The organism is Pseudoxanthomonas sp. USHLN014, assembly GCF_037153335.1.
In the GTDB taxonomy this organism is placed as follows: domain Bacteria; phylum Pseudomonadota; class Gammaproteobacteria; order Xanthomonadales; family Xanthomonadaceae; genus Pseudoxanthomonas_A; species Pseudoxanthomonas_A winnipegensis.
Window position 1 is genome coordinate 131,348 of record NZ_JBBCKO010000001.1, and the last position, 19,219, is coordinate 150,566.

14 protein-coding genes are annotated in these 19,219 nt (G+C 67.1%); 6 read left to right on the plus strand and 8 right to left on the minus strand.

Features of this window, described 5'->3' with window-relative positions; genetic code table 11:
- Window positions 1-95: 95 nt before the first annotated feature.
- Window positions 96-3,134, plus strand: coding sequence for a carboxypeptidase regulatory-like domain-containing protein (locus WFQ05_RS00620; RefSeq protein WP_337052209.1), 3,039 nt, complete (start codon window positions 96-98; stop codon window positions 3,132-3,134).
- A gap of 114 nt (window positions 3,135-3,248) precedes the next feature.
- Here WFQ05_RS00620 and WFQ05_RS00625 read toward each other — a convergent pair whose 3' ends face one another.
- The gene (locus WFQ05_RS00625) at window positions 3,249-4,847 is read right to left on the minus strand and encodes a sulfotransferase (RefSeq protein ID WP_337052210.1); all 1,599 of its coding nucleotides are present in this window, start codon (window positions 4,845-4,847) and stop codon (window positions 3,249-3,251) included.
- 68 nt (window positions 4,848-4,915) lie between these two features.
- The gene (locus WFQ05_RS00630) at window positions 4,916-7,690 is read right to left on the minus strand and encodes a TonB-dependent receptor (protein WP_337052211.1); all 2,775 of its coding nucleotides are present in this window, start codon (window positions 7,688-7,690) and stop codon (window positions 4,916-4,918) included.
- A 298-nt stretch (window positions 7,691-7,988) separates the two neighbouring features.
- On the opposite strand from WFQ05_RS00630, the gene apbC reads away from it, so the two are divergent.
- Window positions 7,989-8,828, plus strand: a complete 840-nt coding sequence (gene apbC, locus WFQ05_RS00635; RefSeq protein ID WP_286577353.1) for an iron-sulfur cluster carrier protein ApbC — start codon at window positions 7,989-7,991, stop codon at window positions 8,826-8,828.
- 64 nt (window positions 8,829-8,892) lie between these two features.
- Window positions 8,893-9,468: a dCTP deaminase gene (gene dcd, locus WFQ05_RS00640; RefSeq protein ID WP_130518903.1), complete on the plus strand. Its 576-nt coding sequence runs from the start codon at window positions 8,893-8,895 to the stop codon at window positions 9,466-9,468.
- A gap of 714 nt (window positions 9,469-10,182) precedes the next feature.
- On the opposite strand, the gene WFQ05_RS00645 is transcribed toward dcd, so the two are convergent.
- From WFQ05_RS00645 to WFQ05_RS00655, 3 genes are all read right to left on the minus strand, one after another.
- Window positions 10,183-10,377 carry a DUF5668 domain-containing protein gene (locus tag WFQ05_RS00645; protein WP_337052213.1) on the minus strand — a complete coding sequence of 65 codons (195 nt, stop codon included), beginning with the start codon at window positions 10,375-10,377 and terminating at the stop codon, window positions 10,183-10,185.
- Window positions 10,378-10,601: 224 nt separating this feature from the next.
- Entirely contained in the window at window positions 10,602-11,018 is a 417-nt protein-coding gene (locus WFQ05_RS00650; RefSeq protein WP_337052214.1) for an HIT family protein, read from the minus strand.
- On the minus strand, window positions 11,015-11,686 hold the full coding sequence (locus tag WFQ05_RS00655; protein ID WP_337052215.1) for a dienelactone hydrolase family protein: 672 nt from the start codon (window positions 11,684-11,686) through the stop codon (window positions 11,015-11,017). Before WFQ05_RS00655 ends, WFQ05_RS00650 begins: the two co-directional genes overlap by 4 nt.
- 166 nt (window positions 11,687-11,852) lie before the next feature.
- Between WFQ05_RS00655 and rimO the strand changes: the two genes are divergently transcribed.
- Entirely contained in the window at window positions 11,853-13,226 is a 1,374-nt protein-coding gene (gene rimO / locus WFQ05_RS00660; RefSeq protein ID WP_337052216.1) for a 30S ribosomal protein S12 methylthiotransferase RimO, read from the plus strand.
- A 182-nt stretch (window positions 13,227-13,408) separates the two neighbouring features.
- Here rimO and greB read toward each other — a convergent pair whose 3' ends face one another.
- The 3 genes from greB to WFQ05_RS00675 form a co-directional block, all read right to left on the minus strand.
- Window positions 13,409-13,915: a transcription elongation factor GreB gene (greB, locus tag WFQ05_RS00665; protein ID WP_337052217.1), complete on the minus strand. Its 507-nt coding sequence runs from the start codon at window positions 13,913-13,915 to the stop codon at window positions 13,409-13,411.
- 51 nt (window positions 13,916-13,966) lie between these two features.
- Window positions 13,967-14,398 carry a hypothetical protein gene (locus WFQ05_RS00670; RefSeq protein ID WP_337052218.1) on the minus strand — a complete coding sequence of 144 codons (432 nt, stop codon included), beginning with the start codon at window positions 14,396-14,398 and terminating at the stop codon, window positions 13,967-13,969.
- Window positions 14,399-14,493: 95 nt separating this feature from the next.
- Window positions 14,494-16,083 (minus strand): helicase HerA-like domain-containing protein, encoded by a 1,590-nt coding sequence (locus tag WFQ05_RS00675; protein ID WP_337052219.1) that lies wholly within the window; start codon window positions 16,081-16,083, stop codon window positions 14,494-14,496.
- 90 nt (window positions 16,084-16,173) lie between these two features.
- Here WFQ05_RS00675 and WFQ05_RS00680 point away from each other — a divergent pair, with 90 nt between their 5' ends.
- Both WFQ05_RS00680 and WFQ05_RS00685 read left to right on the plus strand, forming a co-directional pair.
- On the plus strand, window positions 16,174-17,763 hold the full coding sequence (locus WFQ05_RS00680; protein ID WP_131660792.1) for a transglycosylase SLT domain-containing protein: 1,590 nt from the start codon (window positions 16,174-16,176) through the stop codon (window positions 17,761-17,763).
- A gap of 208 nt (window positions 17,764-17,971) precedes the next feature.
- A complete protein-coding gene (locus tag WFQ05_RS00685; protein ID WP_130522207.1) occupies window positions 17,972-19,198 on the plus strand; it encodes an efflux RND transporter periplasmic adaptor subunit in 1,227 nt (408 codons plus the stop codon).
- The last annotated feature ends 21 nt before the right edge of the window (window positions 19,199-19,219 follow it).

Genomic DNA, 19,219 nt, shown 5'->3' on the forward strand with positions numbered 1-19,219 from the left:
CACGTATCGACACATCCGGTGCGCGCCATCGGCGGAGGGGACTACTTCTGGCGGGGCCGCCACCGGCCTGCGTCGCACTTATCTGAGAGAGAGATATGGCAACTCGTGGAGTTCGTGGAAGGCTGTCCAGCAACATCCGGCGCAGCGCGCTCAGCGTGGCGCTGGGCATGTGCGTGGCCGGCGGCGTGCAGGCGCAGAGCGCCGTGGGTTCGATCTTCGGCAGCAGTCAGCCGGGCAGCACCATCACCATCCAGAGCCCGCAGACGGGCTTTACCCGCTCCATCGTCGCCGACGGCTCGGGCCGTTTCACCTTCAGCCAGCTGCCGCCGGGCAACTACGCGATCACGGCCGATGGCCAGACGCGCGATGTCGTGGTCAAGGTCGGTAGCGGTTCGCAGGTGACCTTCGGTGGCGACGCCACCACGCTGGACTCGGTGACCGTGGTCGGCGCGCGTGCCTACAACCCCATCGACGTGTCCTCGGTCGAGTCGACCTCGGTCTTCACCGCCGACCAGATCGCCGCGCTGCCGGTGTCCAGCGACGTGACCTCCGTCGCGCTGCTCGCGCCGGGCACCGTGCGCGGCGATACCGGCTTCGGCAACCTTGCCTCGTTCGGCGGCTCCTCGGTCGCCGAGAACGGCTACTACATCAACGGCTTCGACGTCACCAACATGCGCAACATGCTGTCCTTCGCGCGCATGCCGTTCCAGGCCATCGCGCAGCAGCAGGTCAAGACCGGCGGCTACAGCGCCGAGTACGGCCGCTCGCTGGGTGGCATCGTGAGCATCGTGACCAAGTCCGGCTCCAACGACTGGCACTTCGGCGGCAGCGTCGAGTGGGAGCCGGAGTGGGGCAAGGCCTCGGGCAAGGACGTCTGGGAGCGCGATCCGGATGCCGCCGATCCGCTCTACCAGTATCGCAGCGACAACACCTCGAGCAGCCTGATCTATTCGGCCTACGCGAGCGGCCCGATCATCAAGGATCGGCTGTTCTTCTTCGCCCTGGCCGAAGGGCGTGACAACCAGACCGACGACTACTACTCGTTGAACAGCCGCAAGACCAGCGATACCACCCCGCAGGGCTTCCTGAAGCTGGACTGGTACATCACCGACAACAACCTGCTGGAGTTCACCGGGCTCTACAACAAGCGCAAGACCAAGTACCACACCTACGATTACAACCTCACCGCCGACGGCGAGAACCGCTACAACGTCGGTCGCCACGAGGCGCCGATCGAGCAGTACGAGATCGAGAACGGCGGCAAGCTGGGTATCCTGAAGTACACCGGCTATGTCACCGACAACTTCACCCTGTCGGCCCAGTACGGCTACCTCAGCAACCTGATCGACTCGCGCCTGCCCGCCAACCCGCCTGGCAGCGAGTGCCCCTGGGCCTACAGCTTCGGCCTGACCACCAGCGTCGTCGACCGCTACATCGGTTGCAATCCGGGCACGATCAGCACGATCGCCGACCCGGATGTGGCGCCGGACGAGGATGTGCGCAAGGCCTACCGCGTCGACGCGGAGTGGATCCTGGGCGATCACAAGCTGCGTTTCGGCGTGGACCAGGAAAAGTACGACTCCAGCCACCGCGGCACCACCTATGCCGGCGGCATCAACTGGGCGTACTACACCGTGCCCGGCAACGCGGTCGCGACCGGCGCCTACGCCGGGCAGCCGGGCCGCACCGTCAATGGCCAGCTCGTCCCGCGTGGCGCGGTCTATGCCCGCTCGCGCGTGCGTGAGACCAGCAGCGCCAGCTACGAGAACGTCAACAGCGCGATCTACCTGGAAGACAACTGGCAGATCACCGATAACTTCATGGTGCAGTTGGGTGTGCGTGGCGAGAAGTTCGAGAACGAGAACGGCGACGGCATCGCCTGGGTCGAGTCCGACTACAAGATCGCGCCGCGTCTGGGCTTCTCCTGGGACGTGGTGGGCGACGCCAGCCTGAAGTTCTTCGGTACCGCCGGTCGTTACTACATCCCCGTCGCCAGCAATTCGAGCATCCGCGCCACCGGCTCTGAGTACACCGAATTCAACTGGTACTACGTCAACGGCTGGAACGAAGCCGACGGCCGGCCCGTCGGCCAGGGTGCCCAGATCGGCCCGACCCAGGTCAACGGTTCGCGCGAGGCGCCCAATCCGGCCTCCGTCGCCTCGACCAGCCTGACCCCGATGTACCAGGACGAAGTCATCCTGGGCGCGCAGGTGCAGCTGACCGACGCCTGGATGGTCGGCACGCGCCTGACCTATCGCGAGGTGAAGTCCGGTATGGACGACACCTGCACGACCAACCCGTGGATCGACTGGGCCGCCGACAACGGCTACGACGATTTCGACTACACCTCGGTGCCCAACTGCTACTTCCTGAACCCGGGCGACGACGTGACCATCAACGTCGATCTCAACGGCGACGGCGAAGTCGAACTGGCCACGCTGCCGGCGTCCTACCTGGGCCTGCCCAAGTACAAGCGCAAGTACAGCGGTCTGGAGCTGTTCTTCGAGCGCACCGGCGAGAAGCTCAACCTGCAGGGTTCCTACACCTACGCCAAGAGCAAGGGCAACATCGAAGGCTACGTCAACTCGACGCTGGAGCAGGGCGATCCTGGCCTGACCCAGGACTTCGACCACAGGCTGTTCATGGACGGCAGCTACGGCTTCCTGCCCAACGATCGCCGCCATACGTTGAAGGTGTTCGGCGTGTATTCGCTGACCCCGGAGTGGCAGTTCGGCGGTAATCTGATCGTGCAATCCGGCCGTCCGGTCAACTGCCAGGGTTACATCCCGCTGGAAGGCATCGCCCAGCCCGACGCCGGCACGCTCAACGCCTACAGCGGGTCGAGCTTCTACTGCCTCAACGACGATGGCACGCGCGAATTGCGCCAGCGCGGCGACGCCGGTCGCACGCCGTGGTCCTGGACGCTGGACATGTCGGCCGCCTATGTGCCGTCGTGGGCGGACAACAAGCTGAAGTTCAAGATCGACGTGTTCAACGTGTTCAACAACGGCAAGGTCACCGAGTACAACGAGTTCAAGGAAGCCTCGCGCGACGTGATCAGCCCGAACTACCTCAACGATGTGAACTACCAGACGCCGCGGTCGCTCCGTTTCACGGTCCGCTACGACTACTGATCGATTCGATCGGGTTCGATGCAACAGGAGGGCCGGTCCGAAAGGACCGGCCCTTTGCTTTGGGTGTTCTTCATTCCTCGCGTACACAACCGAGTCGGCGCGCGGCTTGTTGTTTCAGCTGTGCTCGACGCGGTTGCGCGGGCCGTTCATCAGGCCTGCTTGAGCCAGGAGTTCGCGAAGCGGGGCCAATGCCTCGCCATAGCGTTTCGAGCGTCCCAGCGAACTGCGGTAGATCGGCGAGCGCACCTGCACCGCGCTCGCCGTCGACACCGGCGCGGTGTTGCGCTCGAACGACAGGCACGCGTCCTCCCAGTCCAGTCCGCAGAATGCGAGCAGCCTGCGCGTGCTGTCCGCCTGGTGCTCGACGATGTCCTCGTAGTCGATTTCCAGGATGCGACCCGGCAGCAGACGGTTCCAGTGCGCCATGAGCCGGTCGAATCCGATGTAGTAACGGCCTACATCAAGAAGGTCGAACGAGTAGTTGTACTGCGGGGTCGGTGCGAACAGCTGCCGGAAGTTGGCAACGCAGGTGTCCATGGGATCGCGTCGCAGGCAGACGACCTTCGCTTCGGGCAAGGCCTGGGCGATCCAGCCGACGTAGAGGAAGTTTTGCGGCAGCTTGTCGATGAAGAACGCCTTGCTTCCCGCGACCGAGCGTGCCATCTGCAGGTAATCCTCTCCCAGGGCGCGCCAGTTGATGCGCTGTGCTGCAGCCAGCGTCTCGGGATCCAGAATCCAGGGAGAGAGAATGCCGGTGGCCTTCTTGAACGCCACCGGGAAGTGTTGAAGCTCGCCGGCCGAGTGGACCAGGGAATGGGAGGACAGGATGCGTTCGACCAGGGTCGTGCCGCTTCTGGGCATCCCGACGATGAAAATGGGCTTCGGTGGCGCGCCGCGGTAGCCTGAGCAAGCCGAATTAAGGACCTGGCTGGCCTGCTCGATGGCTTGGAAGACGGAGGCATCGCTCGGCCCGGACCGATTCAGCTGCGGCCGCCACGCCGCCTTGCCGGCGATCAGATGGGCCATGGCGCGCTGCGGCTCGCCCAGGTCATCGAGCTCCTTCTCCAGCGCAAGATTGAGGTGGAGCTGCGCCGAAGGGGTGGCGTGCTGGGCGAGCAGTTCCTGCAGGCGTTCGACGTGATTGTGCTCGGGTGTCTGCCTGGAAAGTTGCGCCAAAGTGAGATGCGCGCGCCAGTAGTCCGGCTGCAGACGGATGCAGGCCTCGCATGCCTCGGTGGCGCCCGCGAGATCCCCTATCGCCGTCAGCGCGGTGGCCAGGTTGAAATGCAGGCTCGCCTCTTGCGGGGCCTGCTCGACCGCGGCCTTGAAAGCGTTCGCAGCACGCGCATGCGCGCCGCAGCGGGTCAACACCACCGCCAAGGTATTGAGCGTCATCGGGTCGGAGGGCTGCAGCGCCATCGCCCGTTCTGCTTGTGCCAGCGCATCGCCTGGCTGCTGGCATTCCAGCAGGAGCCGCGCAAACTGCGCCGCGTAGTCGGGGCGCTGCGGGTTGAGTTGGGTTGCCATTACCAGATGACGGAATGCGTCCTTCCAGGTGCCCTGTTCCAGCGCGGCCACGCCAATGACGAAATGCAGGCCGGCGTGATCAGGCCAGTGCTGCAACAACGGCTCGCCCAGTTGTCTGGCCTGGGTCCATGCCCGACGATTCAGGGCATCCACGGCCGTGGCGTATTGGCGTTGGAGCTTCTCCATCGTCTCTCCTGCAACGAAAAAGGAAGCCCCCTTGCGGGGGCCTCCAGACAGCATGCCTCAGACGCGGCTTACCTGCCGAAGTCGTAGCGCATCTGAGCGTACACCGCGCGACCGTAGACGCTATACAGATAGTTGTTGTACGGCGTGGTGGACGTGCCGGGATAGTTGTAGGCCTGTCCGTCGGGCAGCTTGTTGCCGATGTTGTTGACCTGCAGCGACAGCCGCAGATTGTCTTCCACCTGATAGTCCACGCCCAGGTTGAACGTGGTGTAGGTGCCCCACTTGCCGGCCTTGGCACCGGCCGAGTTGGTGTAGTCCATGCTGCCCGAGGCGTAGGCCAGATAGTTGGGCGTCGCGCCCAGCATGTTGGCGTACAGCGTCGTGGTCCACTTGGAGATCGCCCAGCCCACGGACGCGTCGGCCTTCCACTTCGGGCCTGCGTCGTAGGTCCAGTTGGCGGTCGGGTCGCTGATCAGGTTGAGGTAGGGCTGGGTCTGGTCGGACTGCAGCTCATGCTTGCGCTTGTTGGTGTAGTTGGCGGCGAACATCAGCTCGCCGAAGCGGCCGATGTCCTGCAGGTACTTGCTGTTGACGGTGAACAGCTCCAGCTTCTGCCGCGACACGTTGATGCGCGGGGTGTAGACCTCCTGGAGCGTACCGTCCTGGCCGCGCGTCACCCAGGCGTAGGCCTGGTCGCAGGACACGATTCCGGCACCGGCCTGGTTGTTGCGGCAGTAGTACTCCTGCAGGAGGATCTGGTCGCTGTCCAGCTGCGCGACCTCATTCTTGATGTCCCAGCTGTAGTAGTCCACGCCCAGCGAGAAGCGCGCGGTCGGTGCCCACACCGCGCCGACGCTCCAGGTGTCGGCCGTGATCGGCTCCAGATCCTTGTTGCCTTCCTTGGTGCCGAAGTACTGGGCATTGGAATAGCGCGTCGAGCAGCCCTCGGTGTCGTCCGGGCTGTAGCCTTCAAGTCCGCAGTTGTAGTAGTCCGTCGCATAGGAGTACGAACCGCTCAACCCCTGGAACTGGTCGGGTAGCGTCGGCGACTTGAACGCGGTGCCGTACTTGCCGCGGATCAGCAGGCTTTCGATCGGACGGAATTCCAGGCTGCCGCTCCAGGTGGCCTTGTCGATCTTCTTGCCGTATGCGTCGTAGGCGTCATAGCGACCGGACAGCGACGCCGTGAGCATGTCCACGATCGGCAGGCGCAACTCGGCCATGGCGGCGTATTTGGTGCGATGACCCGCGCCGGCCACGTCGGTCAGGCCCCAGACCGCGCCGTCCATGATTCCCGGGATCGGCTCATAGTTCCAGCCTTCGTTGCCGGCTTCCACCGCGAAAGCCAGACCGGCCGAGCCGCCCGGCAGCGCGAACAGATCCGTATTGGTCAACTGGGCACGGAAGGTGTCGTCCCAGGTCTTGGCCCGCGCCGTGCCATAGCCGGTGAAGCTGGCGAAATCCTGAGACGGCATGACGGTGTAGAACGCCGCATAGTCCGGACGGAAGACCGGATAGGCACCGAAATAGGGATCCACCCCAAGCTGCGGACCCAGGATCTTGTCCTCGAAGTAGGCGTTGATCTTGTCGGCCCAGCGCACGAAGGTGCGCGAGTCCAGTCGGGTCTCGTTGCGGGTGAAGCCCACATCGTAGTCCCAGGCCTCACCGAAGGAGCCGTTGCCGCCCAGCGTGATGGTGTAGCTCTTGGTGGTGTCCTTGTTCATGATGTTCTTGTAGCTGCCGCCGACGTCCTCGGGCGAGAACGCGCGCTGCAGGTTCAGCAGGCTGTCGTAGTCCGGGTCGTAGTAGTACCCGTACTTCACGCCCGTGCCCCACCAGGTGTAGTTGCTGCCGGAGGCGAACTCGGCCGCGTCATGGCTGTAAAGCACTTCGCCATAGAGATCGAAGTGGTCGTTGACGTTGAACGTGGTGCGGTTGTAGAGCTGCAGCGAGTCCTTGCCGTTCTTGATGGTGCGATAGCCCGGGGCGTAGTTGGAGCCGCAGTAGCTGCCGTAGCCCGCGCGCGTCTGGAAGCCTTCGGTGCCCGCGAACTGCGATGTGACCGCCGAGCAGTCCACGCCGTCGGGGAACAGATAGCCGTTGCTGCCGAGGCCGTTCTGGCTGATCTGGCGGTAGCCGTAGACCAGGTAGTCGCGCGAAGCAGGCGAGGCGCTGTAGCCCTTGGTGTTGGTCGAGTCGGTGAGATCGCGCTGGTATCCCCAGATCGGATCGGAGGTCTCGTACTGGAGCGAGGTCACCGAATGCAGCCGGCCATCGAACGCGTTGAAGCCGTTGGTCAGGCTGAAGCGGACCGAGTTGCCGCCGCCTTCGGTATAGGTGCCGCCGCGCACGTTCAGCGTGGTGCCTTCGTAGTCCTTCTTGAGGATGAAGTTGATCACGCCGGCCAGGGCGTCCGAGCCGTAAAGCGACGAGGCGCCGCCCGGCAGGATCTCCACGCGCTCGATCGCGTCGATCGGAATGCCGCTGACGCTGTTGAAGGCGTCGGTGCCGTTATACAGGGCCGGGTAATTGCCCATCGGCCGGCCGTTGATCAGGAACTTGGTATAGGACGGCTTGAGGCCGAACATGCTCACCGTTTCGGCGCCCTGGGTGAAGCTGCCGGAGGTCTCGCCGCCCTGGACGCCGCCGCTGGCGAAGCTGCTGGAACGCAGGATGTCGATCACGCTGTTGAAGCCGCGCGCATGGATGTCCTCTGCGCTGATGGTAATGACCTGGGTGGCAGTCTCGATCTGCGACTGCGGGATCAACGAGCCCGTGACAGTCACCTTGTCCAGATTGGTGGCGCTCTGGCCGTCCTGTGCGTACGCAACGGCGGTTGGCATCAGCAAAGCGGAGAAGACAGCGGCAGTCAGGCGACTGCGCGAGAGTGGCTTGCAAGTCATAGTGGGGTTCCCAAAAAAAGAGGCATGTACGCGCTGGAGGCCTTCCTGGCCATCGCACATGCGTTGATTCTTCCTTTCAACGGAAACCTAACATGGCGGAGTTTGGCGTCACCGCCGAAATTTGCGAGAAGCCGTGACGAAACCATCAGGATTTGGGTATTCCGGGTGAATTCTTGGACGATTTCTCGCCAAGTGAAGCCGCTTCGCCCGTGTCGCGCTGCTCGGCGACAATAGGCACATGACCATTCCCGCACATCGGCCCCAGGGCGGCCTGCAGCCCCATCCCCGCGTCCGCAACGTCATCGCCGTGGCTTCCGGCAAGGGCGGGGTGGGCAAGTCGACCACGGCAGTGAACCTAGCGCTGGCCCTGGCGGCCGGCGGGGCCAAGGTGGGCGTGCTGGACGCGGACATCTACGGGCCGAGCGTGCCGGCGATGCTGGGGCTGTCGGGCCGGCCGGAGAGCCCGGACAACAAGTCGATCGAGCCGATGCGCGCGTTCGGCCTGGAGGCGATGTCGATCGGGTTGCTGATCGAGGCCGACACGCCGATGGTGTGGCGTGGGCCGATGGCCACAGGGGCGCTGACCCAGCTGTTCAACGACACGCTCTGGGGCGACCTGGACTATCTGCTGGTCGACCTGCCGCCGGGGACGGGCGATATCCAGCTCACGCTGTCGCAGAAGATCCCGGTCGCCGGCGCGGTGATCGTGACTACGCCGCAGGACATCGCGACGCTGGACGCGCGCAAGGCGCTGAAGATGTTCGAGAAGGTCGAGATCGCCGTGCTCGGTGTCGTGGAGAACATGGCCCAGCACGTGTGCAGCCAGTGCGGCCACGTCGAGCATCTGTTCGGCCAGGGGGGCGGTGCGGCGATGGCGGCGCACTATGGCGTGCCGCTGCTGGGCTCGCTGCCGCTGGACGTGCGCATCCGCGAGCAGGGCGATCTGGGCACGCCGGTGGTGGTGGCAGCGCCGGATTCGCCGGTGGCCCAGGCCTACCGCCAGGTGGCCGAGGCGCTGGTGGCGGCGCTGGACCAGCGTCCGCGCGCCAGCATGTCCATCGCCTCCTCGCTGGTCTAACAGCATCCTGCCGCTGGCCTACAATGCGGCCTCCCGCACGCCGCCTTTCAGGAACACGCCCCGCATGAGCATCAAGTCCGACCGCTGGATCAAGCGCATGGCCGAGCAGCACGGCATGATCGAGCCGTTCGAGCCGGGCCAGGTCAAGCAGGACGCCGGTGGCCATCGCATCGTCAGCTATGGCACCTCCAGCTACGGCTACGACGTGCGCTGCTCGCGCGAGTTCAAGGTGTTCACCAACATCAACTCGACCATCGTCGACCCGAAGCACTTCGACAGCGGCAGCTTCGTGGATATCGAGTCGGACGTGTGCATCATCCCGCCCAACAGCTTCGCGCTGGCGCGCACGGTCGAGTACTTCCGCATCCCGCGCGACACGCTGGTGGTGTGCCTGGGCAAGAGCACCTATGCGCGCTGCGGGATCATCGTCAACGTCACGCCCCTCGAGCCGGAATGGGAAGGCCATGTGACGCTGGAGTTCTCCAACACCACGCCGCTGCCGGCGCGCATCTACGCCAACGAGGGCGTGGCGCAGATGCTGTTCTTCCAGGCCGATGCGGACGATGTGTGCGAGACCTCGTATCGCGACCGCGGCGGCAAGTATCAGGGACAGACCGGCGTGACCCTGCCGCGCACCTGAGGTCGGTGGGCCGGCCTTGTCCGGCCGCCATCAGCGCACGAAAGCCGCACTTCGGGTGCGGCTTTTTTTGTGGTTCTTCCTGATCGAGGGCTCTGGGCGTGCGCAGTGCTGCTTCGGAATGGCCGCTGTGCGGCGGCCGCTTTTTTTCTCGGTCAGGGCATCCTGCCCGCCTCAAGGCGCTCGGCTTCCTGACTCGCCAGGCGCGGCCACTGCCCGCCGAACCGGTGCCTCGCGGGTTGAGCTAATCGGCTTCGGCTCTGAACAAATTCCGATCCATCCGCAACGGGGTCTCCACCGGTCGGGTGCGCGCCTATTGCGTGGAAGCAACTCTCCTCAAACCCGGCAGCCGCACGTCTGTAGCGCGGAGCTTGTGGCAATCCCCTTGGGGACTCGGCTGCGCTTCGTTCGGTCCGTGGGGAAGGCCCCAGCGGAGCGAGCTCCGCTCTACAGGTGGGATCCGCCCTTGTGGCCTTTTTGGCCAATGGCGGCGATGAGGCTTTACCGGGAAGGCTCCATCGCCGCCATGGCGGCTCCTACAGAATCATGAAACGTCGTCGGTTCATTCCCGTCCCAGAAGCCGCCGTGGATGCCTGCCGAGCTGAAGCGCGTGCTCAATCGGGTCGAGGGTAGGCGGCGAAGTGAGCTCGCCGGCCTGCGGGCACTCGTTAACAGGCTTACGCTCCCGCGCTCCGGCGGAGCCTGCCTCTGTTGGGGTCAGGAAACGTCGCGGCAGCGCGCCTGCTGGCCGCTGGCGCGGCGCAGCAGCAGGTTGATGCCGCCCAGGATCAGCAGCAGTGGCCACCAGGTGGAGATGAGTTCGCGCACGTCCAAGCCAGGGAAGCCCAGGTTGTCCAGCAGGAACAGCGTGCCCAGCACGATCAGGATCAGGGCGGGGATCAGGTGGCGCATGGTGGGGCATCCGTTCGGAAGGTGAGGCCATCGTGCGCCTGCGACCGCGCCGGATCAGGTGCCACAAGTCAACTTTCGTCGTGCCAGAAGGCATGCGATGTCTAGGACTTCTCTGCTAGGTTCATTCCTGCGGCTGTCGAGCCATTGATGCAATGATCGGGATCGCAGGGCGCCATGTGCTTCACGGCCGCTGCAGTAGAGCCTGGCCGGTCACGCCAACATGGCTACCCCAGCAGCCTGCGCCAGTATGCGATACGCGCCTGCAGTGTGTCGGGCGCATGGCGCTGGGCGGGGCCGCTGCCCCAGACCGGGCCGGGCCAGGCGGCGTCGCCTTCGTGGCGGCCGACCAGGTGCACGTGCAGCTGGCGCACGATATTGCCCAGCGCGCCGATATTGAGTTTGGTCACGCCCGGCTCGGCGCGCACGCAGGCGCCGGCGCGGTTGACTTCGGCCAGGAGCAGGCGTTGCTGGCCGCCGTCCAGTTCGATCCATTCGCTGGCGCCGGCGACGCGCGGCACAAGCAGCAGCCAGGGGAAGCGCGTGTCGTCCATCAGGCGAACCTGCGAGAGCGGGCCGTCGGCGATGAAGGCGCTGTCGGCCGCAAGACGCGGGTCCAGCGCGAAGGTGTACGTCGCGCTCAACCGATGTTTTCCTGCAGGAACGCCACCGCGCGGCCGAAGGCCTGCTTCGCGCTGGCCTCGTCGTACACCGCCGGGCTGGCCTCGCGGTTGAAGCCGTGGTCGGCCGGGTAGGTGAACACGTCCATGTCGGGCCAGGCCTGGCGCTGGGCCTCCACGACCTCGGCGGTGATGTGCTTGTCGCGCTCGCCGAAGTGGAACTGCACCGGCGCCTTGAGCGGCTGGTCCAGGAACTGCGCGTTGCGCCCGCCGTAGTAGCTCACGCTGGGCAGGCCCAGGCGCTGGGCGCAGAGCAGGGCGACGGTGCCGCCCCAGCAGTAGCCGACGGTGGCGACCTTCTCGTTGGCCGCGGCAGTGCGCGCGGCGTGGGCGGCGATCTCCACCACGTCCACGGCGGCGTCCAGGCCGATGGCGCCGACTAGTTCCAGGCCACGCTTGGTGCCGTCCTGGTCGTAGGGCAGCTCCAGGCCGGGTTCGACCAGGTCGAAGAACGCCGGCGCGATCGCCAGGTAGCCCTGCGCGGCGTACTGCTCGGCCACGCCGCGGATGTGTTCGTTCACGCCGAAGATCTCCTGGATCACGATCACGCTGCCGCGCGTAGCGCCGGCCGGTTCGGCCTGCCAGGCAGCGACCGGCCCCTTGGAAGTGGAAAGCGTGATCCATTGGCCCATGGCGGGAACTCCTGTCTGGCGAGGGGGAGGGCCAGTCTAGGCGCTGCCGCGTTCAGGAAAGGCAAGCCCGCCGGTCCGCACCGTTGCCGCCGTGGTGTTGCAGCGGCGCGGCGGGCGGACCCGGTGCGCGGCGTATAATCGCCGGCCGCTCATCCCTGTGTCGCCCATGCCAGCTGCCGCCCCCAAGGTCGGCTTCGTCAGCCTCGGCTGCCCGAAAGCCCTCGTCGATTCCGAACGCATCCTCACCCAGCTGCGCGTGGAGGGCTATCAGCTGTCCGGCAGCTACGACGATGCCGACGTGGTGGTGGTCAACACCTGCGGCTTCATCGACGCGGCCGTGACCGAGTCGCTGGAGGCCATCGGCGAGGCCATGGCCGAGAACGGCAAGGTCATCGTCACCGGCTGCCTGGGCAAGCGCGCGGACATGATCCGGCAGGCGCACCCGGGCGTGCTGTCCATCAGCGGCCCGGCCGACTACGGCAGCGTGATGTCGGCCGTGCACACCGCCGTGCCGCCGCAGCACAATCCTTATCTGGACCTGATCCCGGCCCCGCGCCTGACCGGCGAGGACTTCGCCGCCGGGGTCAAGCTCACCCCCAAGCACTACGCCTATCTGAAGATCTCCGAGGGCTGCAACCACCGCTGCAGCTTCTGCATCATTCCCTCGATGCGCGGCGATCTGGTCTCGCGGCCGGTGGACGAGGTGCTGCGCGAGGCCGAGAAGCTGGTCAAGGGCGGGGTCAAGGAGCTGCTGGTGGTCTCGCAGGACACCAGCGCCTACGGCGTGGACCTGAAGTACGCCGCGCGCACCTGGCAAGGCCGCGAGTACCAGACCCGCATGAAGGCCTTGTGCGAGGGCCTGGGCGAGCTGGACGCCTGGAGCCGCCTGCACTACGTCTACCCGTATCCGCACGTGGACGAGATCATTCCGCTAATGGCCCAGGGCAAGGTGCTGCCGTATCTGGACATCCCGCTGCAGCACGCCAGCCCGCGCATCCTCAGGCTGATGAAGCGCCCGGGCGCGATCGACAAGACCCGCGAGCGCATCGCCCGCTGGCGTGAGCTGTGTCCGGACATCACCCTGCGCAGCACCTTCATCGTCGGCTTCCCGGGCGAGACGGAGGCCGAGTTCGAAGACCTGCTGGACTTCCTGCGCGAGGCGCGGCTGGACCGCGTCGGCGCGTTCGCCTATTCGCCGGTGGACGGCGCCGGTGCCAACGCGCTGCCCGATCCGGTGCCGGAAGAGGTCAAGCAGGAGCGCCTGGCGCGCTTCATGGCAGTCCAGGCGGAGATCTCGGCCGAGAAGCTGGAGGCCAAGATCGGCAGCGTGCAGCGCTGCCTGGTCGACCTGATCGAGGACGGCATCGCGGTGGCGCGCTCGGCCGCCGACGCGCCGGAGATCGACGGCCTGGTGCATATCCAGGATGGCGAGCAGGCCGGCCTCAAGCCCGGCCAGTTCGTCGATGTGAGCATCGTGGACAGCGACGAGCACGACCTGTTCGCCGAAGTCCTGCGACGCGAGTTGCCGGTCCTGTCCTGATCGGCGGGATTTCAAGGTGGGGCGCCTCCTCCTGTAGAGCGGAGCTTGCTCTGCTGGGGCCTGCCGAAGATCCGGCCGGAAGGCAGCGGAGTCCCCAAGAGGGGATTGCCACAAGCTCCGCTCTACAGGTAAGACGCGATGTGATCGGAAGCGACTGCTGCTTCCACCGTGCGCTTGAGGCCTCAGCCTGCGCCGTAATCCACATCCACGATCACATAGCGCTGCATGCCGCCGGGCAGCTGCGCCTCGAACTCGTCGTCCATCCGCTTCTTCAGCATCGCCCGCGCCAGCGGCGAGTCGATGCTGATATGGCCAAGCGCCGCGTCGGTCTCGTCCGGGCCGACGATGCGGTAGCGCGCCGTTTCGCCGGTGGCGACGTGCTCGACCTCGATGCGCGCGCCGAAGAACACCGCCTGCGGATCGCTGGGCCGGGTGTCGACCACGCGCAGCGCTTCCAGTCGCTTGCTCAGATAGCGCACGCGCCGGTCGATCTCGCCCAGCTGCTTCTTGCGATAGGTGTACTCGGCGTTCTCCGAGCGGTCGCCTTCGGCGGCCGCCGCGGCCAGCGCCTTGACCACCTCGGGCCGGCGCACGCGCCACAACTCGTCCAGCTCGGCCTTCAGGCGCGCATGGCCTTCGGGCGTGATCAGGGCGGTGCTCTTCTCGGCGGGCGGACGCCAGCGGCTCATGCGGACAATGCGGTCATGCGGCGGCGCGGCGACGGCGCGCCGCGCGGGCGGTCAGTGGACGCGCTTGAAGACATAGGCGCCGTCCTGGCTGCGCAGCTCGTCGGCGCTGATCACGTCGAAACGCACGGCCTGGGCGGCCTTGTCGGTGGGCGTCAGCAGCATCACGCCGGTGCCGGCGGGCGACCAGGTGCCGCTGCTGGTCAGCTCGGCGCCGCCGGCCTTGAGGGTCTGCCGGTATTCGCCGTCGGCGTCGATCACCAGGGTCGAGGCGTTGCCCTCGAAATCCCCGGCCAGGGCGCTCGCAGCGATGACCACGCCTTGCTTGTCGCTGATCTCCGCCGGGGCGCCGGTGGCAGGCGGCGCCATCTGGACCGGCGGCGTGGACGCCGGCGCGGGCGTGGTGGCCTGCGGGGTCTGCGCGGGCTTGCAGGCGGCGAGCCCCACGGCGAGAAGGGCACAGCACAGCAGGCGCGATCGTGTCATGGCAATTCCTGAGGTCTTCTTGGGGCAGGCGGAGCCTGCGCAGGGGCGAGCTTGGCAAAAAGCGACGGCGAGTTGAAGCGCGCGGCCGCGCGCGTTCAGCGCCGACGGCCGCCGAACAGGCCGCCCAGCACGCCGCGCAGGATCTGCCGGCCGACCTGATTGCCCACGGTGCGGGCGGTCTGCTTGGCCATGGCCTCGACCACGCCCTGGCGGCGGCCGGTGCCGAACAGGATGTCCTTGGCCATCTGGCCGAAGCCGCCGCCGTCCTCGTCCTTGGCGCCGGCCTTGCCCACCGGCGGCGCCTGGGCCTGTTCGGCCGCGGTCTGCGCGCGCTGGAGCAACAGCTCGGCGGCCGATTCGCGGTTGACGGCGGTGTCGTACTTCATGCCGACCGGGCTGCCGGCGCGGACCTGGCTGCGCTCGGCCTCGCTGATGGCGCCCATGCGGCAGCGTGGCGGGGCGATCAGGGTCTGCTCGACCGGCATCGGCACGCCCTTGTCCTGCAGCGTGGACACCAGGGCCTCGCCGGTGCCCAGTGAGGACAGGGTGCGCGCCACGTCCAGCTTGGGATTGGGCACGAAGGTCTCGGCCGCGGTCTTGACCGCCTTCTGGTCGCGCGGGGTGAAGGCGCGCAGCGCGTGCTGCACGCGGTTGCCCAGCTGGCCCAGGATGTTGTCTGGCACGTCGTCGGGGAACTGCGAGCAGAAGTACACGCCCACGCCCTTGGAGCGGATCAGCCGGACCACCTGTTCGATGCGCTGCTGCAGCGCCGGCGGCGCGTCGTCGAACAGCAGGTGCGCCTCGTCGAACACGAACACCAGCTTGGGCTTGTCCAGATCGCCCACCTCGGGCAGGGTCTCGAACAGCTCGCTCAGCAGCCACAGCAGGAAGGACGAATACAGCCGCGGCTTGAGCACGAGCTGGTTGGCGGCCAGGATGCCGATCACGCCGCGGCCATCGGGCCCCACGCGCATTAGGTCGGACAGCTCCAGCGCCGGCTCGCCGAAGAAGCCGTCGCCGCCGTCCTGCTCCAGGCGCAGCAGGGCGCGCTGGATCGCCGCCACCGAGGTCGCGCTGACCAGGCCGTACTGGGTGGAGACCGCGCTGCGCTCCTCGACCACCAGGTTGAGCAGGGCGCGCAGGTCGGGCAGGTCGAGCAGCAGCAGGCCGCGGTCGTCGGCCAGCTTGAACACGATGTCCAGCACGCCGGACTGGGTGTCGTTGAGCTCCAGGATGCGGCCGAGCAGGGTCGGTCCCATCTCGCTCACCGTGGTGCGCACCGGATGGCCGAGCTTGCCGTACAGGTCCCAGAAAATGGTCGGCGAGGCTGCCGGTGCGTAGCCGGGTACGCCGATCTGCGCGGCGCGGGAGGCGACCTTCTCGTTGCCGTCGCCGGCCACGGCCAGCCCGGCCACATCGCCCTTCACGTCGGCCATGAACACCGGCACGCCCAGGCGCGAGAAGCCCTCGGCCAGCGTCATCAGGGTCACGGTCTTGCCTGTGCCTGTGGCGCCGGCGACCAGGCCATGGCGGTTGCCGAACTTCGGCAGCAGGTGGACGGGGATGTCGTCGGTGAGGCCCTTGCCCAGCAGGATCGGATCCATGGATGTTCTCGCGTCAGGTGCCGCTGATTTTAGGCACAAGCCAAGCCCGGCTCGCGAACGCGCGCGAGCGCCTGCATGCATGGCGGCCAACGCGGTGCCGCGCGCGACCTTGCCGCTGCGGCGCGCGCGCGGCTACCCTGCCGGGCCGCTTTTCGCCCGTTCGTGTGCCTGATGCCCTTCCTGTCCCGCGTGGTGCCGCTGTCGTTCCTGTTGCTGCCGCTGCTGGCGGCGCCCGCGCAGGCGCGCGTGTCGGCCCGCGACCAGGCCGCCGCCGACGCGCTGACCCAGCGCATGGCGGCCGCCGAGAAGCGCTACACCGACGCGCTGGTGCTGACCGCCAACGCCGATCCCAAGGGCCAGGCCCAGGGCGACGCGGCGCTGGAGGACATGGAGGACGTGCTGGACGCCTGCACCAAGCAGAAGGGCTGCCAGATGCACACGCTGCTGGCCACCTACAAGCGCCTGCTCAAGGCCCAGGTGGATGCGCGGGGCGAGGACGACAGCGATGACCTGGTCGGCGAGGCCGGCAGCAACGATCCGCTCGACGACGGCACCGACCACAGCGCGCCGGCCAGCGCCGATGTGCCCGATTCGACCCGCACCGCGCGTCTGCTCGACGACGAGCGCCATCCCTTCGACAGCATGGTCGAGTACAACCCGGCCGTGCAGGCGGGCATCCGTCGCTGGCTGACGGACATGCGCGGGCCGCTGATCGATAGCTACGAGAACTACATGAATCTGCGCTCGCAGATGCTGCCGGCCTGGCAGATCACCGGTCTGCCCGAGGCGCTGCTGTTCGGGATCATGGCCAAGGAGTCCTACGGTCGGGTGCACGTGTCCTCGCGCGCGGGCGCGGCCGGGCTGCTGCAGTTCATGCCGGCCACGGGCAGCCGCTTCGGGCTGGGCATGGACGGTTCGGGCTTCGATACGCGCTTCGACCCGTACGCGGCGACCGAGGCGGCCGCCGCGTACATGAACGAGCGCATGGGCGAGCTGGGCCGCAACATCGAATTCGCGCTGGCCGCCTACAACGGCGGGGAAGGGCGCGCGGTGCGCATCTACCGCGAGCATCCGGGCAGTTTCTGGAACGCGGCGGCCTACAACCAGTTCCCGGCCGAGACCCAGGACTACGTGCCGATGGTGATCGCCGCGGCCTGGCTGTTCCTGCATCCCAAGCAGTACGGGCTGCAGTTCCCCAAGGTCGATGCGACCCCGGCGCCGCTGAAGCTGCAGCGCACCGCCTCGATCTACGAGCTGACCATCTGTCTGGGCACCGGCCGCACGCGCGAGGGCTTCATGCGTGCCCTGCGCAACCTCAATCCGCGCTACCAAGCCGAGACCTGGATCCCGGCCGGCACCGTGATCAACGCCAACCAGCACATGGTGAGCCTGTACAACCGCCTGTGCGTCAAGGGGCCGACCGCCGAGCTGGCGCACACGCTGGTGACCGCCACGGTCGATTCGGCGATCAAGTACGACGGCCCGCGCAGCACGCGTGTGGCGGTGGGAGATGTCAGCGGCGTGGCGGTGGAGGCGCCGGCCGGCGTGCCGACCACCGTGGCCACCGGCAGCCCCAGGCCGGCCAAGCCCAAGGCCCGGCAGGTGCGCAGCTACAAGGTGGCCCGCGGCGACACGCTGGGCAAGGTGGCCGGCAAGTTCCAGTGCGAGCTGGGCGATCTGGCCAAGGCCAACAAGCTGCGTGCGCCGGCCTACGCGCTCAAGCCGGGACAGACCATCCAGCTGGTCGGCTGCGACCGCTGAGCCCGGCCCGATGGCCGCGCCGCTCGACCTGGTCGGGAGGCGGGCGGGCATGTCCGCTGGATGACATCCAGCCTGCTGGTGGCTGAACGAAGCCGCCTGCGGGCGTGCTGCCCCTGTCATCAGTCATGCAGGCACGCGCGTTACCAACCGCTAACCTTGCATGTCGTAGGCGGGGAACACGCCGTCCCCCATCCCGGAGAATCGTTGCATGTCGCGTAAATGGAAGATCGTCCTGTGGACGGTCGTGGTGGTGGTCGTGGTGGTGTTGGGCCTGCGCGCCTGCGGCAAGCGGGGTTCGGGCGATGCGGAGATGCGCCAGGGCGGCCAGGACAGCGACAAACCGGTCCCGGTGACGGTCGAGCCGGTCACCACCCAGGACGTGCCGGTCTACCGCAGCACCACGGGGACCGTGACCGCCCTCAACACGGTGACGATCAATCCGCAGACCGGCGGGCGCCTGATGAGCCTGGACTTCACCGAAGGCCAGCCGGTCAAGAAGGGCCAGCTGCTGGCGCGCATCGACCCGCGCGAGCTGCAGGCGACCTACGACCAGGCCGCGGCCTCGCGCAAGCAGAACCTGGCCCAGCTGCAGACCGCGCGCGACACCAATGCGCGCCTGACCGATCCCAAGTACAGCCAGTACGTGGCACGCACCGACCTGGACACCCAGAAGAACCTGGTCGCCCAGTACACAGCCGGCGTGGCCGCGGCCGAGGCGCAGATGCAGGCGGCCGCGGTGCAGCTGGGCTATACCCGCATCGTCTCGCCGATCGACGGCATCGCCGGCATCCGCGGTGTGGACGTGGGCAATGTGGTGACCACCAGCTCCTCGATCGTGACCATCACCCAGGTCGAGCCGATCTACGCCTCCTTCAGCCTTCCGGCGCAGGACCTGGACGTGGTGCGCGCGGCCCAGGCGCGCGGCAATGCCCCGGTCGCCGCGCTGGATGCCACCGACCAGCATGTGATCGTCGCCGATGGCGTGCTGGACGTGGTCGACAACCAGGTCAGCGCCGACAGCAACACCTTCCGCCTGCGCGCGCGCTTCCCCAACGCCGACCACGTGCTGTGGCCGGGCCAGTTCGTCAACGTGCGCCTGCAGGTGGACACGCTCAAGCAGGGCATGGTCGTGCCGACCCAGGCCGTGCAGCGTGGTCCGGACGGCGACTACGTCTATGCGCTGGACAGCGACAATACGGTCAAGATGACGCCGGTCACCACCGGGGTGGAGGTCGGCTCGACCCACATCGTGGTGACCAAGGGCCTGACCGCCGGGCAGCGCGTGGTGACCGAGGGCCAGTTCCGCCTCAAGCCCAACGCCAAGGTCAATCCGCTCAAGCCCGGCCAGGCGCCGCCCGAGCCCACCGCCGCCGAGTTGCAGCAGGCCATGCAGGGCCAGCGCGGCGGCGGCCGCCGCGGCCCGCCCGGTCGCTGATCCAATCGATCCACGGCCCGC